The organism is Janthinobacterium agaricidamnosum (assembly GCF_003667705.1).
GTDB lineage: Bacteria > Pseudomonadota > Gammaproteobacteria > Burkholderiales > Burkholderiaceae_D > Janthinobacterium.
Genome location: NZ_CP033019.1, coordinates 153,571 through 178,253 on the forward strand (window position 1 = coordinate 153,571; position 24,683 = coordinate 178,253).

The window sequence follows — 24,683 nt, forward strand, 5'->3', positions numbered from 1 at the left end:
CCAGGCGCTGCGTGAACGCCGGTTCGATGTCGCTGCTGAAAAGCGTACTGGCGCTGCTGGCCTGCTGCGCCGCCGGCGCGAACGGCGCCAATTTGCAGATTTCGCCGGTGACGCTCAATTTGCGCGCCGCTCAGAATGCCGCGGGTATCAACTTGCAAAATCTCGGCGACCAAGCCATCTACGGGCAGGTGCGGGTGTTCGCCTGGGACCAGCGCGATGGCGAAGAAGTGCTGGCGCCGACGCAGGAGCTGGTGGCCAGTCCGCCGATCGTCGAAATCGCCGCCAACAGCCGGCAGACCATCCGCCTCGTGCGTGCCCAGGCTGGCCCTGTCGCGCAGGAAAAGACGTATCGCGTGCTCATCGATGAAATCAGCCGCGAGGATGATGCGGGTCGCAGCGGCGTCGATATCCGCCTGCGCTATTCTGTGCCCGTTTTCGTGCTGCCGGCCGCTGCGCCGGGCAAGGAAGTGCTCGACTGGCAAGTCTTCCGCGAGCGGGGCGAGTGGATGTTGCGTATCAAGAACAGCGGCAATGTCCATGCGCAGATCGGGGCGATGACGTTGACGAACCAGGCGGGCAAGGAGTTTGCCGTCAGCAAGGGGCTGTTTGGTTATGTCCTGGCCGAACGCATGCGCGTATGGCGCCTGCCCGTCGCCAGGGAGGCCGAACTGGATGGGCCGTTGAGTATTGCGGTCAATGTGAATGCGAAGGCGCTCATTGCCAAGAATTCGACACCTTGAACATGGCCGCCATGGCGGGCGCGACCGGCGTGAACCATGAAACGCGCGCTGGCAGCGTTGCTGTTGCTGGTCATGGCGCCGCTGGCCAGGGCCGATGGCGCGGCAGCCGTGACGGGCGCCGATCCGGGGCCGGCCAGCTTGCCCACCGATCCGGCGGCGCCGAATGAACTGTATCTGGAGGTAAGTGTGAATGCTGTTTCAACCGGGCTGATCTTGCGTTTTACCCAGGTGGGCAAAACCTTGCGCAGCAGTGTGGCGAACTTGCAGCAGCTGGGGCTGGACCCGGCGCGCCTGGTCGCGCCCGGTCAGACCGAGGTGGCGCTCGATGCGGTTCCGGGACTCAGCTATGAATATGATGCGGCGCGCCAGAGCGTGTCGCTGCAGGTGACGGACGACTTGCGCGCGCCGTACCGCATCGATGCGCGCCTGGCGGCGCAGACGCCGCCGTCGCGCGTCACGCCCGGCGCCGTGCTCGATTACGAAGCCTATGCGGAACTGGGCCGGACACGGCGCGCGGCCATCTTCAACGACTTGCGCTATTTCAATGACAGCGGCGTGTTCAGCCATACCGGTACCGTGAACCTGGGGGGAGACCAGCGCAAGTACATGCGCTTTGACACCTTCTGGAGCCATGCCGATCCCGAGACCCTGCAAACGTGGCAAGTGGGCGACCTGATCTCCTCATCGCTCAGCTGGAGCCGCGCCGTGCGCGTGGGCGGCGTGCAGTGGCGCAAGAACTTCCAGCTGCGCCCGGACCTGCTGACCTTTCCCGTCGCCTCCGTCGATGGCACGGCGCTCGTACCTTCGTCGCTGAGCCTGTATGTGAATGGCGTGCAGCAATATGCTGCCAGCGTGCCCAGCGGTCCGTTTGTGCTGAACCAGGTGGCCGGCATCAATGGCGCGGGACAAGCCACCCTCATCACGCGCGATGCCCTGGGGCGCAGCGTGACGACCGTGCTGCCCCTGTATGTCGACACGCGCATGCTGGCCAGCGGCTTGAGCGATTACTCGGTCGAGGCGGGCGCCGTGCGGCGCGACTATGGCCGCCGCCTGTTCGGCTACGAGCGGCAACTGCTTGCCAGCGCTTCCGGCCGCCATGGCGTCAGCGACAGCTTCACCATCGAAGGCCATGCGGAACTGGCTGCCGGCCTGTACCAGGCGGGGGCGGGCGCGCTGGTGCGGCTGGGCCAGGCGGGCGTGCTCAGCGGCTCGCTGTCGGCCAGCGCCGGCCGCAGCCGTGGTGCGCAGCTGGGCGCCGGGTACCAATATGTGGGGCCAAGCTTCAGCGTCGATGCGTACAGCGTGCGCGCCAGCGCCGGGTTTGGCGACCTCGCTTCGCGTGATGGCAGCCCCGTGGTGCGCGCGGCGGACCGCGTCACCGTGAGCCTGCCTTTGCCGGCGGGAAGCAGTATCAGCAGCAGTTATATCGGCTACCGCACGCCCGGCGCACCGTCATCGAAGCTGGCCACCTTGGGCTATTCGGCGACCCTGTTTCACGGCCTGTTCCTGAACGCCAGCCTGTTCCAGGATTTGCGGCAACGCGAGAAGCGGGGCTTTTATGTCGGCTTGAGCATGGCCTTCGACAACAATCTGGCCATCAGCACGAGCGGCAGCCGGCAAAACGGCGAGAGCGGCCGCAGCGTCAGCGCGCAGCGCGCGGCGGACTTTGGCGGCGGTGTCGGCTGGAACTTGCAGGCTGGCACGGTGGGCCGCAATGCCTATCGGCAAGCGCAAGTGGAATACCTGGGCAATAACGGCCGCGTGAATGCGCGCACGCAAAGCGGCGGCATGGGCAATGCCTCCTCGCTGGGCGCGGCCGGCGCGCTGGTGCTGATGGATGGGCATGTCGAGGCGGCGCGCCAGGTGGGCAGCGGTTTTGCGCTGGTGTCCACTGGCGGTGTGGGCAATATTCCCGTGTTGCATGAAAACCGCCAGATCGGCGTGACGGACAGGGGCGGCTATCTGCTGGTACCGAATTTGAATCCTTATGGCAATAACCAGATCAGCATCGCCACGGATGAGCTCGACGTTGACGCGCGCGTGCCCGTGACCAATATGAATGTCGTGCCGCAACAGCTGGCGGGCGTGCTGGCCGCCTTTCCCGTCGAACGCTACAGCGCCGCCACCGTCATCGTGCAAGGCGCCGACGGCAAGCCGCTGGCCACGGGCTTGCCCGTGCTGCATGTGCAAAGCGGCAAGCAGACGGTCATGGGATTTGACGGCATGGTGTTCGTCGACGATCTGCTCGAGCAGAATCAGCTGCAAGTCGGCGAGGGCGACAGCGCATGCACGGTAGGTTTTGCCTATGTGCGTCCTGCCGCGGGCGGCTTGCCCGTGATCGGGCCGCTGCGCTGCGCTGCCGCCGGCGCCGGGGGAGGCCGCTGATGCGCCGCCTGCTGCCATGTCTGACCCTGCTGCTGGGATGCGCCTGGGGCGGCGCGGCGCAGGCGGCCGATACCTGCACGGTGAGCATGACGAATATCGATTTCGGCGCCGTCAGCCCGATTTCCGGCAGCGATTACGTGGCGCAGGCAACGGGCACCTTCAGCTGCCTGTTTTCGTCGCTGAACCTGGGGCAGTTGCTCACGCCCAACGCACAAGTGTGCATCTCGCTGGGGCTGGGCACGAATTCCACCTCGGCCCTGCCGCGCAAGCTGGGCAATGGCAGCAACCGCATGGAGTACAACGTGTACGTGGACAATTCGTATGCCACGGCGAAGATCTGGGGCGGCGCCGGCGTGGCGGGCGCGCCGTCGACCTTCGGCATCATTTTGTCGGCCGGCTTGCTGGCCCCGCCCGGCACGTATTCCACCACCTTTACCGTGTATGCCAGGATACCCGCTGGCACGGCCCTGGCCGCCGTGCCCACGGCCGCCAATGCCAATACGGTGTACACGTCGAGCTTTGCCGGCCAGGGCACCTACACCTACACCACGTATGGCCTCGTCAACCTGTTTGGCTGCACGGCCAGCAGCGGCAGCTTCGGTTTCGCGGTCAATGCCACGGCCGTCAACGACTGCACCATCGCGGCCAGTCCGATGGCATTCGCGAACGCTTCCATCCTGACGGGCAACTTGCGCAGCACCAGTACCTTGTCCGTGCGCTGCGTGAACAACAATGCCTACCAGATTGCCCTGAACGGCGGCAGCGTGGCGGCCAACGTGGCGAACCGGCAAATGAAAAACATTGTAACGACGGACAAGGTCAGCTACCTGCTGTCGTCGACGCTCGATGGCCCGCTCTGGGGCGATGGCACGTCAGGCACCAGCATGGTGACAGGCACGGGCACGGGCGCCAGCGTGCCGCTGACGATTTACGGCCGCGTGCCGGCGCAGGTGTCGCCGCGCCCCGGCGACTACAAGGACACGGTGACGGCAACGATATATTTTTAGAACGTGACGGTGATGAGACCGGTGTCCGATGGCGTCGCCTGCTGTTGCAGCAGATAGGGCGTGTTGTGCTGGCAGCGCACCTGGGTGCTACCGCGCTGCGAGACGACGGTGCACGCTTCGTGGACGACGAAGGTGGCCTGGAACGATGCGGAGGAAACGGTGGCGGCGGCGGTGGTCTGGCAGAGGGAGAGGGCGAGCAACATTGGCAGGGAGGCAAATTTCAAAGAAGTCATCGTAAGCGTATCAGGTGAAAAACGGACGGGAAACAACATTCTCTGACGCCGTTTCGCACACCGGGACGGGAGAAGCTGGACTAAGCATGATTGTACTGGAGCAAGAAAAGTGTGATTTTTCGCGTATTTTCAAGCTCTCTCCGGGGCGGGAGACGGCTTGCAAAGCGATAGTAACGAAGTTTCCGTGTGGCAACCGTAGGATTTTTTTTTAATTGTTGTGTTGGATCAACGTGAGGAGACGGTCATGAAACATACCAACTTTAATAATTTGCCTTGCCCGATTGCGCGCAGCCTGGGCAAGGTCGGCGAATGGTGGAGCATCCTCATCCTGCGCGAAGCGTTTTATGGCAAGACGCGCTTCGACGAATTTGAAAAAAGCCTCAAGATCGCGCCCACTATCCTGACGCGCCGCCTGGCCGACCTGGTGGAAGGGGGCTTGATGACGCGCCGCCTGTATTGCGCCAAGCCGCCCCGCTACGACTATGTGCTGACCAAGTCCGGGCGCGCCTTCAAGCCCGTCCTGCTGGCGTTTATCGCCTGGGGCAATGAAAACTTCGCGCCCGAAGGCGCCAGCCTCGTCATCGCCAGCCGCGACACGGGCTTGGCCGCCGATCCGGTGCTGGTCGACGCCACGACGGGCTTGCCCATCAATGATGAGTATTACGCGTTCGCGCCAGGGCCTGCCGCCAGCGACAGCATGCGCAGCATCATCCTCGATGCGGAAAAAAGCAGCGGCATCGCGCCCAAGCCGAAGGCGCCAGCAGCCAATCGCGGCTGGGTGGCGGAGGGGCATCTGGTCTGAGGCCGGGTGGCGGGTGCGCGCCAAGTTTGTCGCAAAGCAAGACGGACTGCACGGCATGGCGTTACTGTCGCACCATGCAACTCAAGTGCGGCGCAGACCCGGCTGTGCGGGCATGGCGCCATCCGTGATCCGATGTCCGTTGAAGGAGTACCGCGATGACCACATTGCCGCAACACCTACGCCGCGCCGCCACTGTGCTGGCGCTGGCCGCCCTGCTGGGCGCCTGTTCCCATGGCCCGCATCACCCGGGCGGCCATGACGTCACCCTGACGGGCGCGCAGGAAGTGCCGGCCAATACCAGCACGGCCACCGGCAGCAGCAATATCCGCGTCGCGCACGACCGCAGCGTCAGCGGGGGCGTGCGCTACACGGGCATGGTGGCCACCGTCGCGCATATCCATGAAGCGCCGGCGGGCGTCAACGGCCCCGTCATCGTGCCGCTGGTGAAAACCGCCGAAGGCATGTTTGCCGTGCCGCCGAACACCATGCTGACGCCGCCCCAGTATGCGAGCTACCAGGCCGGCAACCTGTATGTGAACGTGCACAGCGCGGCCTACCCGGCCGGCGAAATCCGCGCCCAGCTCAAGCCATAGCCTGCCACCGGCGTTTTCTCCGAAACCTCCTTGGGCCGCGCGAGCGGCCTTTTTTTGCGCCAGCCGACCGGCCAGTGCGGGGCGCTACAATGGCGTTTCATGCTGACCATCCTTGCCATCACCTTTCCCTTCTTCGCCCTGGTGCTGTGCGGCTATCTGGCCGTGCGGCGCATGCTGCTGCCGCTGGCCGCCATCGGCGGCTTGAACAGTTTTGTCCTGTACTTCGCGCTGCCGTGCATGCTGTACCGCTTCGGCGCCGCCACGCCCGTCGCGCAACTGCTCGACGCCAGCGTGTTCGGCGTCTATCTGCTGTGCGCCCTGATCATGGTGGGCGTCACCACGGCCATGACCCTGAGCCACCGCATCGACTGGAACAATGCTGCCTTCGGCGCGCTGGTGGCGGCCTTCCCGAACACGGGCTTCATGGGCGTGCCCCTGCTATTGACCTTGCTCGGACCCCGTTCCTCGGGCCCCGTCATCGTCACCATCGTCGTCGACATGCTCATGACCAGCTCGCTGTGCATCGCCCTGTCGCGCATCGGCAGCGGCGGCGCGCACGGCTGCCGCGCCGCCGTCGTCAACGCCATGAAGGGCATGGCGGGCAACCCGATGCCGTGGGCGATCGTGCTCGGTGCCCTGTCGTCGTGGCTGGAACTGGCCTTGCCCAAGCCTTTGACGCAGACGGTGGGCCTGCTGGCCGATGCCGCCTCTCCCGTTGCCCTGTTTACCATCGGCGCCGTGCTGGCCCGTTCGCAGATGAGCACGAGCGACCCGGCGCCGCTGGGAGAATATGTGCCCGTGGCGCTGAAAAAACTGCTGCTGCATCCGCTGCTGGTGTGGGGCATCGGCCACGCGGCCATCGCGCTCGGTGCGCCGCTCGATCCGTTCGCGCTGACCTGCATGGTGCTGGTGGCGTGCCTGCCCAGCGCCAGCAACGTCGCGTTGCTGTCGGAACGCTTCGGTGCGAACACGGCGCGCATCGCCCGCATCATTTTAGTGTCGACGGCGCTGTCGTTTTTGACGTTTTCGGCGGCCGTCAGCTGGCTGGCGTGAGGGGGCACTCAATGTCACGGGGCGCGCCACGCGCCTTGCGCATCATCGGGAGCACAGCGACGACGCGCATCGCCCGCATCATTTTAGTGTCGACGACGCTGTCGTTCCTGACGTTTTCGGCGGCCGTCAGCTGGCTGGCGTGACGTTGGCGGCGATCAGCGCGCCCAGCGCCTGCGCCGGGCCGGGGTGATGATCAAGCGCCAGGCCGTGCGCCATGCTGGCCTGGTCCTGCATGCTGCGGTTCTGTCCCAGCTTCCATTTTCCTTCCAGGCGCGTGAGGGGAATCTCGATGCCGACGATGGCTTTCAATAGCTTGTCGATATAGCCGGCCGGCGCGTCGCCCACCTTCCACGGCGCGGCTTGATCCGCCTCATGGCGCGCCGTCAGCCGCTCCACCAATCCCAGCAGCCATGCCGCATCGTCGATGGCGCGCAGGGGGCCGTGCGCATGCACCACCGCATAGTTAAAGGTGGGGACTTCCTTGCCGCTGCGCTGCTTTTCCGCATACCAGGCGGGCGTGATGTAGGCGTGCGGCCCCTGGAAGATCACCAGTGCGTCGTCGCTCCCGCCGGCAGCGCGCCACAGCGGGTTGGCGCGCGCCACGTGGGCGCGCAGGATGCCGAATGGCGCATCAAGCGTGGGCGCGGCGATCTCGAACGGCAGATGGTCGGCGCACAAGCCATCGGCACCGTGGCGCACCAGCGCGCCCAGCGGGTGACTATCGATCAGGCCATGCAGCACGTCGAGGCGCTCTTCGCGGAAGGTGGAGGGCGTGTACATCTAGGCGGCTCCTTGCACGACGACGTCGGCTGCCAGCGAATTGGCGATGTAGCAGCGCTCGTGCGCATCGTGGTGCAGGGCGGCCAAGGCATCTGGCGAGGGCGGCGTTCCCGCGAAGGCGATGCGCGGACGCAGCACGATGCGCGTCATGGCCAGGCGGCCTTGTGCATTCTTGCCCAGTTCGCCGACGGCATCGTCGCGGTAGTCGTCGATGACGACGCCGCGCTGGGCCGCCAGCGACAGGAAGAACAGCATGTGGCAGCTCGACGTGGCGGCCACCAGCGCCTCTTCCGGGTCGATGTTTTCCGCCACCGACATCGGCAGCGGCACGGACAGGGGCGACGACGAGGCGGGGACCGTCAGGCCGCCGTCGAACTGCCATTCATGGCCGCGGCTGTAGCGCTGGCCGGCGAAATCCTGGCCGTCGCGCTGCCAGGCCACGGTGGCGAAAAACTGATGCATGGTTGCTCCGCAAAAGTAGAGGGATGCGCCATCTTAGCGTCAGTCTTGGCTATTTAAAACAGCCAATAAGTGCTATCTTGAAGATACCAATTCGAGAGCCACACTATGCCAGCTTCCCACCTGAACCAGCTTATCGCCGCCTTGCCGCTGCAGCGCGGCGCCAGCGAACCGCTGTTCCGCCAGCTGTATGCGGCCATCAAGGCGGCCGTCCTCGACGGGCGCATGAGCCCCGGCATGCAGCTGCCGCCCACGCGCGATTTTTGCCGCCTGCTGGCCGTGTCGCGCCAGACGGTGCTCAATGCGTATGCGCTGCTGACGGCCGAAGGCTACCTCGATGGTGCCGTCGGGCGCGGCACCTTTGTCAGCCGCGAGGTGCCGCTGCCTGTGCCGCCGGCAGCTGCGCCCGGCCTGCTGCGGCCCCTGTCGGCGCGCGGGCAGGGCGTGGTGACGGCCATGCGCCAGGTGGCCTTCCACCGGGGGCCGCTGCGCGCCTTCCGCGTCGGCATGCCGCGTATCGACCATTTTCCATTTGATGTGTGGAACCGCCTGGAAGCGCGGCGCAGGCGCCGGCCCGACCACCAGTTCGGCTACGGCGACCCGGCCGGCTACCTGCCGCTGCGCGAACTGCTGTGCGTGTACCTGAAGGCGTCGCGCGGCGTCCAGTGCACGCCGCAGCAAATCGTCATCACGTCCGGTTCGCAGCAGGCGCTGTTCCTGCTGTCGACCATCCTGCTGGCGCCCGGCGACGCCGCCTGGATGGAGTCGCCCGGCTACCGGGGCGCCAGCGGCCCGCTGCGCGCGGCCGGCGCGTGCGTGTTTCCCGTCCCCGTCGATGCGCAGGGGCTGGACGTGGCCTACGGCGTGGCGCACTGCCCGCAGGCGAAGCTGGCCTACGTGACGCCGTCGCATCAGATGCCGCTGGGCGTGAGCATGAGTTTGCCCCGCCGCCTGGCCCTGCTGGCCTGGGCCGCGCACAATAAAGCCTGGCTGGTGGAAGACGATTACGACAGCGAATACCGCTACTCGGGCGCGCCGCTGGCGTCGCTGCAAAGCCTGGACCGGGCCGGCTGCGTGGTCTACGTGGGCACCCTGTCGAAAGTGTTGTTTCCCGGCCTGCGCCTCGGTTACATGGTGGCGCCGCCCGCGCTGGCCGAGGCGCTGGTGCAGGCCAAGGCCGTGATGGACCGGCACACGGCCATCGTGCCGCAGATGGCGCTGGCCGACTTCATTGCCGAAGGCCACTTTGGCCGGCATATCCGCCGCACGCGCGACAGCAATGCCGAGCGGCGCGATCTGCTGGTGCGCGGCCTGGCGCACGAACTGGGCGACCAGCTCGCGTGCGGCCCGGCCGACAGCGGCCTGGAACTGTGCGCGTATTTTCGCGGCGATCACGATGAGGAAGCGGTGTCGCGCGCGGGCCTGGCGCGGGGCATCGAACTGCGCCCGCTGGGACACTATGCCGACCCGGCGGCGGGGCCCGAATGCGCCACGCCGCCCGGGCTGCTGCTGGGCTTTGCGGCGATTCCCCCGGCCGAGATGGCGCACGGCTTGCAGGAGCTGGGGCGCATCCTGCGCGGCCGATAAACTATACTGGCGGTTGCCCGCACATGAAGAACCCGACCATGACCACCATCCGCTGCTCCTGGGCCAATCCGGCCAATCCCCGCTACCTTGCGTATCACGACACGGAATGGGGCGTGCCTTGCCACGACGAGCGCCGGCTGTTCGAGATGCTGAACCTGGAAGGCGCGCAGGCTGGCCTGAGCTGGGAAACCATTCTCAACAAGCGCGACACCTACCGCGCCGCTTTTGACGACTGGGATGCGGAAAAGATCGCCGCATATGGCCCGGACAAGGTGGCGCAGCTGCTGGCGGACCCCGGCATCGTGCGCAACCGCCTGAAGGTGGCGGCCGCCATCACGAATGCCCAAGCCTATTTGCGCCTGCGCGCGGAAGGGCAGACCCTGGACAGCTTTTTGTGGGCGTATGTCGACGGCCAGCCCATCGTCAACAACTGGCAGCCGGGCGAGTTTCCCGCCAAGACGGCCCTGTCCGACAAACTGTCGAAAGACTTGCTCAAGCGTGGCTTCAAGTTCGTCGGCTCGACCATCATCTACGCCTACATGCAGGGCATCGGCATGGTCAACGACCACGCGCCCGCCTGCTTTTGCCGCGCGGGGCGCTGATGCGCCGCGCCCTGGTCCTGCTCGACACGGATTTTGACGCTGCCCGCCTGCGCGCCGCCTGCGCCGCGCATGGCGGTCGCCGCCTGCATTACATCGCGCTGGCGCCGCGTCCCGTCGATGCGCATCACTTGCCCGACGAGTGGCGCGCACAGTGGCCGCCCTGCGTGCCGGGCCTGCACCGCATGGTGTCGCACGATGGTCTCGTCACGCTCGATGTGCTGATCGGCGAGCCCGATGCCTGTCTGGCGCAATTGTCGGCGCGTGTCGATGAAGTGCATCTGGCCTGGGTGCCGGCGGCCACGCCGGTGCTGGCGCGCCTGATGGCCGATGGCGCGCACCTGCAAGCCGTGCACCTGGACGAGGCGCAGCGCGCGGCGCTGCAAAAGCATGGCTTTGTTTTTGACGAGAGCCGTTTGCGCGCCGTGTTTTATGCGCGGCGCGATGAGTACGCGGCCGTTGCCGCGCCCGAGCGGTGCGCCGTCGTCATCGGCGCGGGCGTGGCCGGCGCGGCCGCCTGCGAACGGCTGGCCGCGCGCGGCTGGAAGGTGACCTTGATCGAACGCCACGCGCAGCCTGCGAGCGAAGCGTCGGGCAACCTGGCCGGCATCTTCATGCCGCTGATGTCAAAGGACGACAATATCGCCACGCGCCTGGTGCGCGCCGCCTTTCTGTACTCGCTGAAGCGCTGGAAAGACCTGGGTGGTATCGGCGCCGCCATCGAGGGTGCGCAAAGCGGCGTGCTGCACCTGGCGCGCGACGGGGCGCATGCGCAGGTGCAGCGGCAGATCGCCGCCAGCGGCCTGTATCCGCGTGAATTCGCCCGCTGGCTGGAAGCGCCTGAGGCAACCGCCATGCTGGGCGCGCCGGCGCCCGATGGCGCCTGGTGGTTCGAGCAGGGCGGCTGGGCGCGCCCGTCTTCCGTCTGCGCGGCCATGCTGGACGCCTGCGGCGCCTTGCTCACGCGGCGCTTTTCCAGCAGCGCCCTGCGCCTGGAACGTGGCGACGGCGAATGGCTGGTGCGCGATGCGGACGGTGCCCTGATCGCGGCGGCACCCACCGTCATCCTGGCGGCGGGCACGGGCGCCGTGGATTTCGAACAGGCGGCCGGCTTGCCGCTGGACGCCGTGCGCGGCCAGGTCACGCACCTGGCCGAAGGCAGCTTGCCGTCGCTGCCGTTCGTCGTCTGCCGCGAAGCCTACGTGACGCCGGCGTACCAGGGCGTCGTGTGCGTGGGCGCCAGCTACGATGCGGACGCGGACCCCGGCTTGCGCCCATCGAACCAGGAAGACAATATCGCGAAGATCGCCGACATCCTGGACGTGGCCCCGTTCGAGGCGCCGCTGGCCGGGCGCACGGGCTTTCGCTGCATGGCAGCGGACCGCCTGCCGCTGGCGGGCGCCTTGCCCGACCCCGGCATACCGGGCCGCTGCGAGCGCCTGCGCGACGTGCCGCGCTGGCCCGGCCTGTTCGGCTTGCTCGGTTATGCCTCGCGCGGCCTGATCTGGGCACCGCTGGCGGCCGAGCTGCTGGCTTGCCAGCTGGAGGGGGAGCCGTTGCCGCTGGAGAGTCAATTGGCCGCCGCCCTGGATCCTGCCCGTTTCTTGCTGCGCGAGCGCCGCCGCGCTGGTTGAGCGTTGGCGCAGAGCAGGCAAGGGCTGGGGTCAGACCCCCAACACAGCTGACGCAAAGCCTGGCGCCAACGCGCGTGAGGGTCTGACCCCATATGCGGACGCTCCGCGCGTAGTCCCCATATCTGTTTTTCAGCTTTCCAAACTCTTTTTAATTTGTTTTCCGAACAACATAAGTTCGCTACAGTGGACTCGTGCTGGTTTTTGACGACGGAATAAAGAGGTGGACAGATGGCTGCTGCAGAACTGATTTTCGATCCCCGCGCCGCGCACGGCGAGGCGGCGTTTGATGAAGTACTCCATCTCGCGCGCAGCCAGGCGCAGGCGCAGGGTTTGCCGTATGCGGGCATCGTCAGCGCGCAGGATGCGTGGCAACTGGTGCAGGCCGGCAAAGCCGTGCTGGTCGACGTGCGCACCAACGAAGAACGCACTTTTGTCGGCTACGTGCCCGCCTCGCTGCACGTGGCGTGGGCCACCGGCACGGCTATGAACCGCAATCCCCGTTTTACCCGCGAGCTCGAAGCGAAGGTGGGCGGCAAGGATGCCGTCGTGGTGCTGCTGTGCCGCAGCGGCAAGCGCTCGGCCGCGGCTGCCGAAGCGGCCGCCAAGGCGGGTTTTACGCACGTCTTCAATATCGCGCAAGGCTTCGAGGGCGACCTCGACGCACAGCAGCAGCGTGGCCACAGCGGCGGCTGGCGCTGGCATGCGCTGCCCTGGCTGCAAGATTAACCCGCTTCCCGGGACCACCATGAACCAGCGAGCCCTTCCCCCCGTCTCCCTTGCCGCGCAGCCGCAATGGGAGCTGCACCAGATCGTCGACGAGTTGCGCGCCGTGCGCGCGCAGTGGCGCGAAGGATTGGCCGGCAGCCAGGAATGCGGTGCGCGCGAATTCCCGTCGCGCCAGCATTTGCACGACATCATCAAAGCCCTGTGCGCGGCCCTGTTCCCCATGCGTCTGGGGCCCCTCGACCTGCAGCAGGAGAGCGAGGATTTCTTTGTCGGCCACACGCTCGACACGACGCTCACGGGCTTGCACGAACAGGTGCGGCGCGAACTCAGTTACCACGCGCGCCAGCACGGCTTGCAGCAGACGGTATCCATCGAACAGCAGGCGCTGGCCATCGTGCAGCGCTTCGCCCGCGCGCTGCCGCGCATCCGCGCCCGGCTCGACACGGACGTGGCGGCCGCCTTCCATGGCGACCCGGCCGCGCACAGCGTCGACGAAGTGCTGCTGTGCTATCCGGGCATCCTGGCCATTATCCACTACCGCCTGGCGCACACCTTGTATGCGCTCGGCGCGCCGCTGGTGGCGCGCATCATCGCCGAAGTGGCCCATTCGCAGACGGGCATCGACATCCACCCGGGCGCCATCATCGGCAGCAGCTTTTTCATCGACCATGGTACGGGCGTGGTGATCGGCGAGACGGCCATCATCGGCGAGCGCGTGCGCATTTATCAAGCCGTCACCCTGGGCGCCAAGCGCTTTCCAGCCGGCTTTGATGGCGTGTTGAAAAAGGGGCTGGCGCGCCATCCCATCGTGCAGGACGACGTGGTCATCTACGCGGGCGCCACCATACTCGGGCGGGTGACCATCGGCCAGGGCTCCGTCATCGGCGGCAATGTCTGGCTGACCCGCAGCGTGGCGCCCGGCAGCCATGTCACGCAAGCGCACAACCAGCAGGAGGCGCCGGAATCGCCGGCGCCATCCCACCCCGCCTTTGCCCACCACCCATGAGGACAGCATGTTGATCAAACAGTTTGGACTGGCCGTGCGCCAGTTGCGCGAAGGGCATGGCTGGTCGCAGGAGCGCCTGGCCGAAGCGGCCGACTTGAACCGCTCGTTCATCGGCGAAATCGAACGGGGCGCCGCCACGCCATCGCTGCTGACGGTGGAAAAACTGGCCATCGCGCTGGGCATCGGCCTGGCGGGATTGATGGCGCGCTGCGAACCGGAACTGGTGGATTAATCGGGTGGATCAAGCGTCACGATGATGGCGATAGCATGTTGAGAGAAGAGGGGAGACGTCCGATACTTTATTTGTTTTTCAGATAAGCATATTCACTTTTCTCATCAGGAGTAGTCATGACAGTAGCAACAGAGAGCCAGTTTGCGCTGGGCGACAACGCCGCGCGCCAGCTGGCCAATGCAAGCAAGAGCGTCCCCCAGCTGTCCACGATCACGCCGCGCTGGCTCGTGCACCTGCTGCAATGGCTGCCCGTGGAAGCGGGTATCTACCGCCTCAACCGCGTGAAAAATCCGAAGGACGTGCGCGTGGCCTGCTCGCAGCGCGACGAGTCGGAACTGCCGCAAACCTTCGTCGACTACGACGACCAGCCGCGCGAGTATTTTCTCAATGCCGTCAGCACGGTGCTCGACGTGCACACACGCGTGTCGGACCTGTACAGCAGCCCGCACGATCAGATCAAGGAGCAGCTGCGCCTGACCATCGAGACGATCAAGGAGCGCCAGGAAAGCGAATTGATCAACAATCCCGACTACGGCCTGCTGGCCAGCGTGCATGACGACCAGCGCATCTTTACGCTGACGGGCGCGCCCACGCCGGACGACCTCGACGAACTGCTGACGAAAGTGTGGAAGGAGCCGGGCTTTTTCCTGGCGCACCCGCTGGCCATTGCCGCCTTTGGCCGCGAATGTACGCGCCGTGGCGTGCCGCCGCCCACCGTCAGCCTGTTCGGCTCCCAGTTTTTGACGTGGCGCGGCGTGCCGCTGGTGCCGTCCGATAAGCTGCCCATCGAAGACGGCAAGACGAAGATCATTTTGCTGCGCGCGGGCGAGCAGCGGCAAGGCGTGATCGGCCTGTTCCAGCCTGGCCTGGCGGGCGAGCAAAGCCCGGGCCTGTCCGTGCGCTTCATGGGCATCAACCGCCACGCGATTTCGTCCTATTTGATTTCGCTGTATTGCTCGCTGGCTGTGCTGACCGACGATGCGCTGGCCGTACTGGAAGACGTGGAGATCGGTAAATACCATGACTACCCAGACACCTACAAGTGATGGCGCGGCAGGCTTGCCTGCCGTCCCGTTTTTGCCTGACGAAGCGACCCTGAACCGCCTGGCCGGCGAGTTTTTCGCGCGCTTGCCTGGCCTCGCGCCTGCGCTTGACAAGTCGCCCAGCCTTGGCGGCTCGGGCAGCGTGCTCGATGCGGCACCCCGTTATGCGAACCGTCCGCCGCCCCAGCCCGGCCCGTCGTTCGCCGCCATCGCGCCTGGCGTGGCGACGGCGCAGGTGCCGCCCGTGACGGCGCCGCTGGAAGCACCGATCGCGCCGGCGCCGGCATCGGTACCCACGCCGCGCGCGTCCAGCCTCGGTGCGCCGTCGCCCTACTATTTTGTCGGCGGCGCGCATGGCTATCCGGCGTCGAACGGCAAGCTCGATGGTCTGGCGCAGCAGGGACTGGGACAGGCCGCGCCCGACGCGTTTGCCACGCCGCAGCGGACGCCCGCGCGCCAGCTGCCCATATCGCCATCTGACAGCCAGCCCGCGTTCTATTTCCAGACCGAGCTGCCTGCGCGGCCGCAAGGGCATGGCCAAACCCCCGCGCCATTCGACGTGCACGCCGTGCGGCGCGACTTTCCCGTACTGGCCGAACGGGTCAACGGCAAGCCGCTGGCCTGGTTCGACAATGCGGCCACTACGCACAAGCCGCAGTCGGTGATCGACCGCGTGTCGTATTTCTATGCGCACGAGAATTCGAACATCCACCGCGCGGCGCACGCGCTGGCGGCGCGCGCCAGTGATGCCTATGAAGCGGCGCGCGCCAAGGTGGCGAGTTTTCTGGGCGCCGCCTCGGCCAATGAAATCATCTTCGTGCGCGGCGCCACGGAAGGCATCAATCTGATCGCCAACACGTTCGGGCGCAAGTACATCGGCAGCGGCGACGAGATCATCGTCTCGCAGCTCGAGCACCACGCCAACATCGTGCCGTGGCAGCAGCTGGCGGCGGAAAAGGGCGCTACTCTGCGCGTGATTCCCGTCGACGACAGCGGCCAGATCCTCCTCGATGAATTCCGCAAGCTGCTCAACGGGCGCACCAAGCTGGTGTCTGTGACGCAGGTGTCGAATGCGCTGGGCACCGTCACGCCGGTAGCGCAGATCATCGCGCTCGCGCATGCGGCCGGCGTGCGCGTGCTGGTCGACGGGGCGCAAGCCGTGTCGCATTTGCGCGTGGACGTGCAGGCGCTGGGCGCCGATTTCTATGTATTTTCGGGGCATAAAGTGTTCGGCCCGACGGGCATCGGCGCCGTGTATGGCAAGGCGGACTTGCTCGAGCAGTTGCCGCCATGGCAGGGCGGCGGCAACATGATCGCCGACGTCACGTTCGAGCGCACCGTCTACCAGGGCGTGCCGAACCGTTTCGAGGCGGGCACGGGCAATATCGCCGATGCCGTCGGTCTGGGCGCGGCCATCGATTACGTGCAGCGCATCGGCCTGGAAAACATCGCTGCCTACGAGCACGCGCTGCTGGAATACGCGACGCACCAGCTGCAAGCGATTCCCGGCGTGCGCCTGATCGGCACGGCGCTGGACAAGGCCAGCGTGGCGTCGTTCGTGCTGGCCGGCTACGAGCCGGCGGAAGTGGGGCGCGCCCTGAACGACGAGGGCATCGCCGTGCGCTCGGGCCACCACTGCGCCCAGCCGATTTTGCGCCGCTTCGGCGTGGAAGCGACCGTGCGGCCCTCGTTCGCCTTCTACAACACGTATGAGGAAATCGACCGCATGATCGTCGTGGTCAAACGCCTGGCGGGCGCGCGCCGCTGATCTTGCCCGCTTGTCAAGCTGATGCCGCCCCTGCGCAAGCGGGGCGGCATTGTTGCGTCAAATCACGGACTTTGCGCGCGGCTGGCTGGCGCCCGCAGGCTGGCGGTATAATTTATCCTTGGCAATATTCAAGCTGCGGCCCAAGGAGATATCCGGTGGAAGATCAACACAGCTCGCCCGAGCTATTCCTGTTCCTGGCGTCGACCGTGCACGACATGAAAAATTCGATCAGCGTCGTCAGCGGCACTTTGGAGTCGCTGCTGGCGGCCGAGCAGGCCAAGCCGACGCCCCAGGCCGACCCCGCCTATCTGCAGATGGCGCAGATGCTGTACCAGACCAAGCGCCTCAACGATAACCTGATCCAGCTGCTGGCCCTGTACAAGGAAGTGGGCAAGCCCGGCTACCCCTTCGACGTACAGCCGCAACTGGTGAGCCAGGTCATCGACCAGGTGGTGGACCAGGAAAAGATCCTGCTGGCCTCGAAAGGCATCCATCTGCAGACGGCTTGCCCGCCCGAGCTGATCTGGACCCTCGATGAAGACCTGGTCATCGGCGTGCTCGCGCATGCCATCAACAACGCCATCCGCTACACGAAGGATACGATACGCCTGTCGGTGCGGGAGCACGACGATATGCTCGAGCTGCGCGTGGAAGACAATGGCGACGGCTATACCCAGGCGCTGCTCGACGCGGGCAGCGCGGCCATGGATGGCATGACCGCCGGCGTGAATTTTTCCACCAACAGCACGGGCCTGGGCCTGTATTTTTCCAGCGAAGTGGCAAAGATGCACAAGCACCGGGGCAGCAGCGGCAGCATCGCCCTGGAAAATGGCGGCGCCCTGGGCGGCGGCTGTTTCATCCTGCGCCTGCCCTGAACGAGGATGCCATGACGACAGACAGCCACGCCACCGCCGCCGAAGCGGGCAGCACCGACTGGGCCGACAAACATTATCTGCTGGTCGACGACTTCATCGGCATCCGCATCCTGCTGCGAGAATCGCTGCGCAACCTGGGCGCGCGCCATATCGACCAGGCGGCCAGCGGCGGCGAAGCCATGAAGCTGCTGGCCAAGACGCGCTACGACGTGGTGCTGTGCGATTACAACCTGGGCGAAGGCAAGAATGGCCAGCAAGTGCTGGAAGAGACGCGCGTGCGCAACCTGACGGCGCCGTCGAGCGTCTGGCTGATGGTGTCGGCCGAGAAAAGCGTGGAATCCGTGATGGGCGCGGCCGAGCACCAGCCCGACGCCTACCTGATCAAACCGATCACGGAAGGCGTGCTGCTGACGCGCTTGAACCGCGTGTGGCACAAGAAGCAGGTGTTCCGTGAAATCGACCAGGCCTGCATGGAAAAGGATTATCTGCGCGCGGCCAAATTGTGCGATGCGCAGATCGAAGTCAACAAGCTGCACGAGCTGGAATTGCTGCGCATGAAGGCGTCGTTGCTGCTGAAAAGCGGCGAGCCGGAAAAGGCCCGCGCCGTGTACGAAAAAGTGCTGGCCGAGCGCGATTACAGCTGGGCCAAGGCAGGCCTGGGCAAGATCCGCATGAATAACGGCGAGCACGAGGCGGCGCGCCAGATCTTCCAGGGCGTGATCGTCGAGAACAAGTACTACATCGACGCCTACGACCAGATGGCCGTCGCCTACCAGCTGATGGGCCAGCACGAGGAAGCGTGCGGCGTGCTGGAAAAGGCGGCGCGCCTGTCGCCCAATTCCGTGCCGCGCCAGCGCAACCTGGGCCTCGCCGCGCTAAAGATCGGCAATGTCAGCATGGCGGAAAAGGCTTTTCGCAAGTGTATTTCCATCGGCGAGTTTTCCGTCATGAAGACGCCGGACGCCTATCTGGGACTGGCGCGCGTGTGCGGCCTGAAGAAGGATGCCAAGGAGGCGCTGCAGTGGCTGCTGCTGGCGCAGCGCGAATTCTCGCCCGAGCAGATCGGCTTGCGCGCGAAGATCACGGAAGGCATGGTGCACCACGAAACGGGCGATTACCGGCGCGCGCGCAAGTGCGGCGACGAACTCGAAGCCATGCTGCTGGAAGACCCGGCGCGGCCCGAGAAAAGCATCTGCATGGAACTGGCGACCCTGCTGTTCGCCGTCGGCGTCAAGGATGCGCCGGCCGGCCTGCTGTGCTACGTGGTGAAGAACAACCACGACAACCAGGTGGTGCAGGACGAGGTGCAAAAGATCTTCGACAAGGCGAAGATGGGCGACGAAGGCACGAGCCTGATCATCGCCTCGCGCAAGGAAGCGTCGGACTTGATGAACAAGGGCGTGCTGCTGTGGAAGACGGACAAGCTCAACGAAGCGGTGGCCTGGATGCGCGCGGCGCGCGAAAAACTGCCGAACAACCTGCGCATCCTGTTCAATTCCGCGCAAATCATCGTATCGTTCCTGGAGCAGCGCGGCTACCAGGCGGACTTGGCGGCCGAGGCGATGGAAGTGTTGTTGTATGTAGACAAAATTGCACCGGGCCAGCAGCGCTTTGCGCAATTGATGGAGCAACTGGTGCAGCTGACGCCCCCGCCCGGGCCGGAAGAGGCTGTCGAGGTGGCGGAAAAAGCGCCGCCGGCGCCGGAAAAAGGGGGAAAAGCCGTGCGGGAGCGTGCCGGATGATAAACTAGGGGCCAGCGTGGGTTCGCCCGTGCTTGAGTTGCTCTACAACAATAAGGAAGAAACTATGCGTGATGTGGTCAATGAAGTATACAAAAAAATGAAAGTCGGCGCCGTTGCCTGGGTACGCCCGGTGGCCGCCAAGGGAGACACGCTGGAAACATTCCAGTCTTCGTACGAGCACGCCAAGGCGCTGGCCGACGAAGGCCTGATCACGATCGGTGACGTAAAACGCCAGGCCGACAATCAGATCGAGGCGATCCGCATTCATCGTATCGCCTGATCACATCGCCTCTCCGCGACGTCAGGATTTGCCTGGCGCCTTGGACTTGGGTGCCGCGCGTTTTGCCGGCGCCTTGCGCAGCGGGGCTTTGGCCTTGGCTGCCATGCCTGCTTCTGCCGGCTTGGCGGACTTGCCGGCCGTGGCTCCACCGCCAAAACTGGCCGCTGCCGCGCTGGCTGCATCGGGCGACATCGCTGTCGACACGGCCTGCTTGAACTGATCTTGTAACAAATTCCACCAGGCACTTGGATTGGCCAGCTGGGCTGCCGCCTGGCTGCCGGCATCGTTGGGCGCCGCCGCAGCCGGTTCGGGCGCGGGCGCGGGTGCAGGCGCCGGTTTCGGTTCAGGCGCTGGCGCTGCGGGTGCCGCTTGCTGGAAAAACGCGGAAGCGTAGGGCACCGATTCAAACACGGTTTTCTCGCTGGCACCGGGCTGGGTGATGGCCGCGGCCAGGGACGCGCCCATCGATTTCAGGGTGGCGATGGTGCCGCGCTGTACTTCCAATGCCTGGATACTGCCGCGCAGCATGCTGGTATTGAGGTTCAACCAGGCTTCGACGGCTTTCAAGTCATTGATTTTCTTGTCCAGCTCTTCCACCGACATGGTGGGCGCAGTGATGCCGGGCACGCCCATGCCGGGCACGCTCATGCTGCCCCACAGGTTTTTGACGAAGTCGAGGGTGTCGGTCACAACTGCTGCGCCCGGCATTTGGGGCATTTGCGGGTTTGCCATGCGAAATCTCCTGGTAGGTGGATGTGCCTAGCGTAGCAGATATCAGCTTGCAACTGACGCAAAGCCGCCAACATTTTCTTACATAAAACAGCAGGAGTTGAGCACAGGCAAGAAGCAGGAAGTGGGGGGAAGGCGTTACACTACGGCCTATGATGCCTGACTCCTTCTTTTCGCCACCACGCCGCCGCACCGTCATTTTTGTCGCGGTCATCGGCGCACTGCATTACGTGGCGCTGGAATGGCTCACCTCGCATGCCAGCATGGTGCCGCTGGGGCAGGATCATGCGCAGGTGGTGAGCATGGCATTGATCGCCGAGGCGCCCAAACCCGTGCCGGTGGCGCCGCCGCCGCCGCCCAAGCTGCGGCCCTTGCCCGAGCCTCGCTTGCCGCCGCCACCGCCGCCGACGGAGCTGCCGTCGAGCGAGTCGGCCCAGTTGACGGCGCCTGCCAGCGACGCGCCGGAAGGGCCGGTGACGCCCGCGGCACCGGCGGCCAGCGCGCCAGCCATCACGGCGCCCGCGCCCGCCGTGGCGGAAGCTGCCGCGCCGGCTCCCGCGCCGCCGCCACCGCCCGTCGAGCAGGCGCGGCGCTACAAGACGAATGCGCCCGCTTCGGCCCAGTTCGACCTGCACGTGGACCGGCGCGATGCGGACGGCACCAAGTGGCAAGGCGTGGCCGGCATGGCGTGGGAAAACCGGGGCGACACGTACCAGCTGAAACTGGAAGTGGGCCTGAGCATGCTGATCACACGCATCAACCTGCTGGTGCTGACCAGCGAGGGCCTGATCGACGGCAGCGGCATCGTGCCTGTCACGGCCACGGAAAAACGCAAGGGCCGCGCGCAAACGGCCACGCATTTCAACCGCGACGCCAAGACCATCACGTTTTCAGCCACGACGGCGACGGTGCCATGGCAGGAGGGGGCGCAGGACAAGGCGACCGTGCCGTTCCAGCTGGCCGCCATCGGCCGTGCCGACGTCAACCAGCTGGCGGGCAATATCGACATCCTTGTCGGCGAGGAAAAGGAAGCGACCGTGTTCCGCTTCCAGCTGGTGGGCGAGGAAGAGCTGGACACCAAGATGGGCCGCCTGGTGACCTGGCATTTGCGCCGGCCGCCGAAGCCGGGCACGTATTCGTCGCAGCTTGATATCTGGCTGGCGCCGTCCATGCAATGGTATCCGGTACAAATACGCAATACCGAAGCGAACGGGGCGCTCACCACGCAAACCGTGACCCAAATTCGCGTCAATGACGCTACAGGAAAATAAATGACTACTTTAATAACTTTGAAACGCGTTCTGATCGCCAGCCTGCTGGCCGCCACCCTGAGTCCCGCCATGGCGGCGAACGAGCCCGTGGACCATCCTGTCGTCAAGCGCCCGTACAAGCTGGCGCCGTCGGCTGACCTCGTCTATTCGATCAAGGCCAGGCAGCGCGGCATTGCGCTGTCCGGCGAATCGATCAGCAACTGGCGCGTGGGCGATGGCAAGTACTCGCTGCTGGCCGAAACCAAGGCGGCCCTGTTCGGCAAGATCCTCGAACAGCGCAGCGAAGGCGCGGTCGACGATTACGGCCTGGCGCCCGTTCAATTCGTGGAAAAGCGCTTCCGCAAGGATGCCGTCACGACCACCTTCAAGCGCGACAGCAAGACCATCGTCTTTGGCGAAGGCGATGAAACCTATCCGCTGAAAGGCGGCGAACAGGACCGCAATAGCGCCGTCTGGCAACTGGCCAGCGTGGCGCGCGCCGCGCCCGAGAAATTCGTCCCCGGCTCGGAATGGGCCTTCTTCGTCGCCGGCGCGCATGATGCCGAGCCGTGGACCTTCAAGGTGGTCAAGGAAGAGACGGTCGCCACGGGCATGGGGGAGGTCGCCGCCATCCACCTGGTCAAGGCGCCGCCGCCGGACAAGAAGGGCCAGCAAGTGGACCTGTGGCTGGCGCCGTCGCTGGAATGGTATCCCGTGAAGGTGACATTCGCCGACGCGGACGGTGGCGATTACGTCGAGCAAACCTTGCAGAAGATCGTCAAGAAGTAAGCGCTTGCTATCATAGCAAATATTGATTTTCTCTATTTTTCACCCCTAACGGCAAATGCTGGGGTCAGACCCGCCGGGTCTGACCCCGGATTTTCGCTGTTGGTTTTTTTGCTGATGCAACACTCGGCTTGTCGACAGCGCCATCGCCCCTCTTCCACAAGTCGAATTGCATGTCAGAACTGATATACTGACGCCCCCGCCCCGCAGCGCTGCGTTAGCCCGCCGCGCCGCCCGCTGAACACTCATCCGGAAAAGAATGATTGATATAATGGCAAGTGCAGCCGTGGCTACGGATGCAAATCAGACAGAGCAAGAGCATCACGATTCCTTGCAGGCGCATTTCCAGCCCAATATTTCGGCCGATGAAATCGAGCAGGTATTTCACTTGAAGCGGGCGCAGCCCTTGCTGCAAGTGTTTACGGCCCTGTTTCACGGCGGTTTCGATGGCGTGCTGGTGCGTCTGCTGGTGTTGCGCGAGCTGGCGTCCGATGCCGCCACGTCCGCCTATACGCGCGCCGATATCAACACCAAGCTTGCTTATCTGTTGCCGGAAAGCCTGGAAACGGTCTTGCTGCGCCTGCGTTCGAACCAGCTGCTGGCCTGGGATGCGCAGCAGGGCGTGTACCGCGTCACACCGATGGCGCGCAATGTGCTGTCGGCCATCGACAGCTTGCTGGGCCTGGGCCAGACGGAAGACGAAGCGGAAATGGGCTTCCTGCTGTCGCAGGTGGCGGGCGCGCAAGCCGTGGGCGGCGTATCGGTCGAACAACTCCAGCATTTGCTGGGCCGCCTGGTGGACTTGACGGAAGAGTTTTCCGACGCCATCGCTTCCGGCTCCGAATTCCGGCTGCGCACGGCGCAGGCGAAGTGGAACATGGCTTGCGACTGGGTGGAAAAGGGTTCCGAGATTCTCGTGGCCATCACCTCCGATGAAAACGCGGACAGCGCCACGCACAAGGCGGCGCAGGCGATCGGCCGGGCGCAAAGCAAGTTGCTCAACATGCAAGGCATGTTTTCGCGCGCCCTGAACCAGATCGAGCGCCAGCGCGTGCACCTGGGCCAGTCGGGCCTGTCGACCACCGACATCAAGCGCTGGCTCTTGCTGCACGACGACCTGGCCAGCCTGGCCGAAGGCGCCATCGACCAGCCCGTCGTCCCCCTGTTCTCCACGCCGGCCGAAATGATCGACGTGGCGGAAACGGAACTGCTGTCCGAACGGGCGGCAGGCGTCATCAACACGGGCCTGCCCAGCGGAGAGGACGCGCCCACCACCATCAGCGACGGTCCCGCCATGCAGCTTGAACTCGATGATTTGCTCGAACGCCTGTCGAACTTTGCCAGCCTGGGCAATTTCCCCAGTATCGGCGAAGAAGGACCGAAATCGGTTCCCGTGCAGGATTCGCTGCTGCCGGCCAGCTTTGCCGTGGCGTCCTACCGCGCCTCGATGCTGCCGCTGCTGGGCGACGTGTCCGAAGCGAGCTTGCAAGGCTCGACGGCCGAACTGGCCCGTTTGCCGATCACCTTTACACCGACCGACGAGATGGTCCAACTGACCGACCCCCATGTGGCGGCCATGTCGATCGCCTCGCTTTCACTGAATGTTTCACTTGATTTAGATAGCGGCACCGCCGATGAATGACGATTCCCAAATCCTGATTGCGCGCCTGCTCACGCATCAAACCCTGCGCCGCGACGACAAGCTCGTCAAGCGCGTGCTGTCCGACGAGCTGTTCCGCGCCGAGATCGATGCGCGCCTGCTGGCCTGCGGCTTGAAGCTGCTCGACAACGTGTATGCCGACCATGTGACCCTGGCCCTGACGCGCACCATCGAGCCGAAGATCTTCGGCGCGCGCGACGTGTGGCAAAACAATAATTTCGGTCTGGCGCGCGATGGCGTGGCCTTGCTGGTGGTGCTGTGGGCGCAGATCATCCTGCCCAAGCGCGAACGCCAGGAAACGCACCAGCACGCGGACGACGACCAAAATGACATGTTCGGCACGGAAAAACCGCTGCCGCGCGCGGAAGACGCGTCGATCGGCATTTCCTACAAGGCGCTGCTGTCCGACTTCGGCGACAAGCTGGGCAAGAAGACGCGCATGGACATGAACCTGGGCACCCTGGCCAAGCTGGGCTTCATCGAGCGGCGCGGGGATGTCATCCTGGAAGGCCCGCTGCTGGACCTGATGATGGATACGGACGTCTTGAAAGAACGCATCATCAACGGCGCCCTGGCCGACGTGTTCAAGCGCGCGCCGGCGCGCCTGGTGGCCGTCGACCTGGACGCTGACTTGTCCGCCGACCTGTCCGCCGACATCGGCGACCTGCCTGACGCGGGCGACGAGCCCGCGTCCGACCTTCCTCACTGAAAGCG

26 protein-coding genes are annotated in these 24,683 nt (G+C 65.2%); 22 read left to right on the plus strand and 4 right to left on the minus strand.

Annotation, left to right across the window (positions count from 1 at the left end):
• Positions 1–11: 11 nt before the first annotated feature.
• Genes D9M09_RS00780 through D9M09_RS28695 form a run of 3 tightly spaced genes read left to right on the plus strand, consistent with a single transcriptional unit; the run spans position 12 to position 4,132 of the window.
• Positions 12–740, plus strand: coding sequence for a fimbrial biogenesis chaperone (locus tag D9M09_RS00780; protein WP_227742093.1), 729 nt, complete (start codon positions 12–14; stop codon positions 738–740).
• A 36-nt stretch (positions 741–776) separates the two neighbouring features.
• On the plus strand, positions 777–3,125 hold the full coding sequence (locus D9M09_RS00785) for a fimbria/pilus outer membrane usher protein (RefSeq protein WP_240453518.1): 2,349 nt from the start codon (positions 777–779) through the stop codon (positions 3,123–3,125).
• Complete coding sequence (locus D9M09_RS28695; protein WP_070292382.1) at positions 3,125–4,132, plus strand: Csu type fimbrial protein; 1,008 nt, start codon at positions 3,125–3,127, stop codon at positions 4,130–4,132. The genes D9M09_RS00785 and D9M09_RS28695 overlap by 1 nt, the downstream gene beginning before the upstream one ends.
• Here D9M09_RS28695 and D9M09_RS00800 read toward each other — a convergent pair.
• Positions 4,129–4,365, minus strand: coding sequence for a hypothetical protein (locus D9M09_RS00800; RefSeq protein ID WP_139143201.1), 237 nt, complete (start codon positions 4,363–4,365; stop codon positions 4,129–4,131). The genes D9M09_RS28695 and D9M09_RS00800 overlap by 4 nt on opposite strands.
• A gap of 244 nt (positions 4,366–4,609) precedes the next feature.
• On the opposite strand from D9M09_RS00800, the gene D9M09_RS00805 reads away from it, so the two are divergent.
• The 4 genes from D9M09_RS00805 (at position 4,610) to D9M09_RS29865 (ending at position 6,956) form a co-directional block, all read left to right on the plus strand.
• Positions 4,610–5,167, plus strand: coding sequence for a winged helix-turn-helix transcriptional regulator (locus tag D9M09_RS00805; RefSeq protein WP_070312550.1), 558 nt, complete (start codon positions 4,610–4,612; stop codon positions 5,165–5,167).
• A gap of 155 nt (positions 5,168–5,322) precedes the next feature.
• The gene (locus D9M09_RS00810; protein WP_121668372.1) at positions 5,323–5,760 is read left to right on the plus strand and encodes a CHRD domain-containing protein; all 438 of its coding nucleotides are present in this window, start codon (positions 5,323–5,325) and stop codon (positions 5,758–5,760) included.
• A gap of 99 nt (positions 5,761–5,859) precedes the next feature.
• Entirely contained in the window at positions 5,860–6,813 is a 954-nt protein-coding gene (locus D9M09_RS00815; protein ID WP_121668373.1) for an AEC family transporter, read from the plus strand.
• A gap of 11 nt (positions 6,814–6,824) precedes the next feature.
• A complete protein-coding gene (locus D9M09_RS29865) occupies positions 6,825–6,956 on the plus strand; it encodes a hypothetical protein (RefSeq protein WP_276208685.1) in 132 nt (43 codons plus the stop codon).
• Here the strand turns inward: D9M09_RS29865 and D9M09_RS00820 are convergent.
• Positions 6,940–7,593: an FMN-binding negative transcriptional regulator gene (locus D9M09_RS00820; RefSeq protein WP_070312551.1), complete on the minus strand. Its 654-nt coding sequence runs from the start codon at positions 7,591–7,593 to the stop codon at positions 6,940–6,942. The two genes, D9M09_RS29865 and D9M09_RS00820, sit on opposite strands and share 17 nt — an antisense overlap.
• Positions 7,594–8,055 carry an OsmC family protein gene (locus tag D9M09_RS00825; RefSeq protein ID WP_121668374.1) on the minus strand — a complete coding sequence of 154 codons (462 nt, stop codon included), beginning with the start codon at positions 8,053–8,055 and terminating at the stop codon, positions 7,594–7,596. It lies immediately after the preceding gene.
• Between the two features lie 105 nt (positions 8,056–8,160).
• On the opposite strand from D9M09_RS00825, the gene D9M09_RS00830 reads away from it, so the two are divergent.
• The 11 genes from D9M09_RS00830 (at position 8,161) to D9M09_RS00880 (ending at position 19,544) form a co-directional block, all read left to right on the plus strand.
• Complete coding sequence (locus D9M09_RS00830) at positions 8,161–9,639, plus strand: PLP-dependent aminotransferase family protein (RefSeq protein ID WP_121668375.1); 1,479 nt, start codon at positions 8,161–8,163, stop codon at positions 9,637–9,639.
• A 38-nt stretch (positions 9,640–9,677) separates the two neighbouring features.
• Entirely contained in the window at positions 9,678–10,241 is a 564-nt protein-coding gene (locus D9M09_RS00835; protein ID WP_121668376.1) for a DNA-3-methyladenine glycosylase I, read from the plus strand.
• Positions 10,241–11,872 (plus strand): FAD-dependent 5-carboxymethylaminomethyl-2-thiouridine(34) oxidoreductase MnmC, encoded by a 1,632-nt coding sequence (gene mnmC / locus D9M09_RS00840; protein WP_121670914.1) that lies wholly within the window; start codon positions 10,241–10,243, stop codon positions 11,870–11,872. Before D9M09_RS00835 ends, mnmC begins: the two co-directional genes overlap by 1 nt.
• Positions 11,873–12,100: 228 nt before the next feature.
• Positions 12,101–12,598: a rhodanese-like domain-containing protein gene (locus D9M09_RS00845; RefSeq protein WP_083287303.1), complete on the plus strand. Its 498-nt coding sequence runs from the start codon at positions 12,101–12,103 to the stop codon at positions 12,596–12,598.
• Positions 12,599–12,617: 19 nt separating this feature from the next.
• On the plus strand, positions 12,618–13,604 hold the full coding sequence (gene epsC / locus D9M09_RS00850) for a serine O-acetyltransferase EpsC (protein ID WP_121668377.1): 987 nt from the start codon (positions 12,618–12,620) through the stop codon (positions 13,602–13,604).
• Positions 13,605–13,611: 7 nt separating this feature from the next.
• Positions 13,612–13,836 carry a helix-turn-helix domain-containing protein gene (locus tag D9M09_RS00855; protein WP_070312556.1) on the plus strand — a complete coding sequence of 75 codons (225 nt, stop codon included), beginning with the start codon at positions 13,612–13,614 and terminating at the stop codon, positions 13,834–13,836.
• A gap of 116 nt (positions 13,837–13,952) precedes the next feature.
• Positions 13,953–14,882 carry a family 2A encapsulin nanocompartment shell protein gene (locus D9M09_RS00860; RefSeq protein ID WP_070221598.1) on the plus strand — a complete coding sequence of 310 codons (930 nt, stop codon included), beginning with the start codon at positions 13,953–13,955 and terminating at the stop codon, positions 14,880–14,882.
• Complete coding sequence (locus D9M09_RS00865; RefSeq protein ID WP_121668378.1) at positions 14,857–16,647, plus strand: family 2A encapsulin nanocompartment cargo protein cysteine desulfurase; 1,791 nt, start codon at positions 14,857–14,859, stop codon at positions 16,645–16,647. Before D9M09_RS00860 ends, D9M09_RS00865 begins: the two co-directional genes overlap by 26 nt.
• A 155-nt stretch (positions 16,648–16,802) precedes the next feature.
• The gene (locus D9M09_RS00870; RefSeq protein ID WP_070221596.1) at positions 16,803–17,522 is read left to right on the plus strand and encodes a sensor histidine kinase; all 720 of its coding nucleotides are present in this window, start codon (positions 16,803–16,805) and stop codon (positions 17,520–17,522) included.
• An 11-nt stretch (positions 17,523–17,533) separates the two neighbouring features.
• Entirely contained in the window at positions 17,534–19,264 is a 1,731-nt protein-coding gene (locus D9M09_RS00875) for a tetratricopeptide repeat-containing response regulator (protein WP_121668379.1), read from the plus strand.
• Between the two features lie 16 nt (positions 19,265–19,280).
• Positions 19,281–19,544, plus strand: a complete 264-nt coding sequence (locus D9M09_RS00880) for a hypothetical protein (RefSeq protein ID WP_240453519.1) — start codon at positions 19,281–19,283, stop codon at positions 19,542–19,544.
• 21 nt (positions 19,545–19,565) lie between these two features.
• Here D9M09_RS00880 and D9M09_RS00885 read toward each other — a convergent pair whose 3' ends face one another.
• Entirely contained in the window at positions 19,566–20,276 is a 711-nt protein-coding gene (locus D9M09_RS00885) for a PhaM family polyhydroxyalkanoate granule multifunctional regulatory protein (RefSeq protein ID WP_070221594.1), read from the minus strand.
• Between the two features lie 149 nt (positions 20,277–20,425).
• On the opposite strand from D9M09_RS00885, the gene D9M09_RS00890 reads away from it, so the two are divergent.
• The 4 genes from D9M09_RS00890 to D9M09_RS00905 all read left to right on the plus strand — a co-directional run bounded on the left by D9M09_RS00890 (position 20,426) and on the right by D9M09_RS00905 (position 24,678).
• Positions 20,426–21,544 (plus strand): DUF3108 domain-containing protein, encoded by a 1,119-nt coding sequence (locus tag D9M09_RS00890; protein WP_240453520.1) that lies wholly within the window; start codon positions 20,426–20,428, stop codon positions 21,542–21,544.
• On the plus strand, positions 21,545–22,312 hold the full coding sequence (locus tag D9M09_RS00895) for a DUF3108 domain-containing protein (protein WP_121668380.1): 768 nt from the start codon (positions 21,545–21,547) through the stop codon (positions 22,310–22,312).
• A 268-nt stretch (positions 22,313–22,580) separates the two neighbouring features.
• On the plus strand, positions 22,581–23,951 hold the full coding sequence (locus D9M09_RS00900) for a hypothetical protein (protein ID WP_092608970.1): 1,371 nt from the start codon (positions 22,581–22,583) through the stop codon (positions 23,949–23,951).
• On the plus strand, positions 23,944–24,678 hold the full coding sequence (locus D9M09_RS00905; RefSeq protein WP_070221592.1) for a hypothetical protein: 735 nt from the start codon (positions 23,944–23,946) through the stop codon (positions 24,676–24,678). Before D9M09_RS00900 ends, D9M09_RS00905 begins: the two co-directional genes overlap by 8 nt.
• The last annotated feature ends 5 nt before the right edge of the window (positions 24,679–24,683 follow it).

Bases quoted from the DNA above. Each gene is read 5' to 3' on its own strand.
- D9M09_RS00855 (WP_070312556.1), top strand. From the start codon at position 13,612: ATGTTGATCAAACAGTTTGGACTGGCCGTGCGCCAGTTGCGCGAAGGG.
- D9M09_RS00805 (WP_070312550.1), top strand. From the start codon at position 4,610: ATGAAACATACCAACTTTAATAATTTGCCTTGCCCGATTGCGCGCAGC.
- D9M09_RS00895 (WP_121668380.1), top strand. From the start codon at position 21,545: ATGACTACTTTAATAACTTTGAAACGCGTTCTGATCGCCAGCCTGCTG.
- D9M09_RS29865 (WP_276208685.1), top strand. From the start codon at position 6,825: ATGTCACGGGGCGCGCCACGCGCCTTGCGCATCATCGGGAGCACAGCG.
- D9M09_RS00845 (WP_083287303.1), top strand. From the start codon at position 12,101: ATGGCTGCTGCAGAACTGATTTTCGATCCCCGCGCCGCGCACGGCGAG.
- mnmC (WP_121670914.1), top strand. From the start codon at position 10,241: ATGCGCCGCGCCCTGGTCCTGCTCGACACGGATTTTGACGCTGCCCGC.
- D9M09_RS00820 (WP_070312551.1), bottom strand. From the start codon at position 7,593: ATGTACACGCCCTCCACCTTCCGCGAAGAGCGCCTCGACGTGCTGCAT.
- D9M09_RS00800 (WP_139143201.1), bottom strand. From the start codon at position 4,365: ATGACTTCTTTGAAATTTGCCTCCCTGCCAATGTTGCTCGCCCTCTCC.
- D9M09_RS00815 (WP_121668373.1), top strand. From the start codon at position 5,860: ATGCTGACCATCCTTGCCATCACCTTTCCCTTCTTCGCCCTGGTGCTG.
- D9M09_RS00810 (WP_121668372.1), top strand. From the start codon at position 5,323: ATGACCACATTGCCGCAACACCTACGCCGCGCCGCCACTGTGCTGGCG.
- D9M09_RS00875 (WP_121668379.1), top strand. From the start codon at position 17,534: ATGACGACAGACAGCCACGCCACCGCCGCCGAAGCGGGCAGCACCGAC.
- D9M09_RS00900 (WP_092608970.1), top strand. From the start codon at position 22,581: ATGGCAAGTGCAGCCGTGGCTACGGATGCAAATCAGACAGAGCAAGAG.
- D9M09_RS00835 (WP_121668376.1), top strand. From the start codon at position 9,678: ATGACCACCATCCGCTGCTCCTGGGCCAATCCGGCCAATCCCCGCTAC.
- D9M09_RS00825 (WP_121668374.1), bottom strand. From the start codon at position 8,055: ATGCATCAGTTTTTCGCCACCGTGGCCTGGCAGCGCGACGGCCAGGAT.
- D9M09_RS28695 (WP_070292382.1), top strand. From the start codon at position 3,125: ATGCGCCGCCTGCTGCCATGTCTGACCCTGCTGCTGGGATGCGCCTGG.
- D9M09_RS00830 (WP_121668375.1), top strand. From the start codon at position 8,161: ATGCCAGCTTCCCACCTGAACCAGCTTATCGCCGCCTTGCCGCTGCAG.
- D9M09_RS00865 (WP_121668378.1), top strand. From the start codon at position 14,857: ATGACTACCCAGACACCTACAAGTGATGGCGCGGCAGGCTTGCCTGCC.
- D9M09_RS00885 (WP_070221594.1), bottom strand. From the start codon at position 20,276: ATGGCAAACCCGCAAATGCCCCAAATGCCGGGCGCAGCAGTTGTGACC.
- D9M09_RS00785 (WP_240453518.1), top strand. From the start codon at position 777: ATGAAACGCGCGCTGGCAGCGTTGCTGTTGCTGGTCATGGCGCCGCTG.
- D9M09_RS00890 (WP_240453520.1), top strand. From the start codon at position 20,426: ATGATGCCTGACTCCTTCTTTTCGCCACCACGCCGCCGCACCGTCATT.
- D9M09_RS00860 (WP_070221598.1), top strand. From the start codon at position 13,953: ATGACAGTAGCAACAGAGAGCCAGTTTGCGCTGGGCGACAACGCCGCG.
- epsC (WP_121668377.1), top strand. From the start codon at position 12,618: ATGAACCAGCGAGCCCTTCCCCCCGTCTCCCTTGCCGCGCAGCCGCAA.
- D9M09_RS00905 (WP_070221592.1), top strand. From the start codon at position 23,944: ATGAATGACGATTCCCAAATCCTGATTGCGCGCCTGCTCACGCATCAA.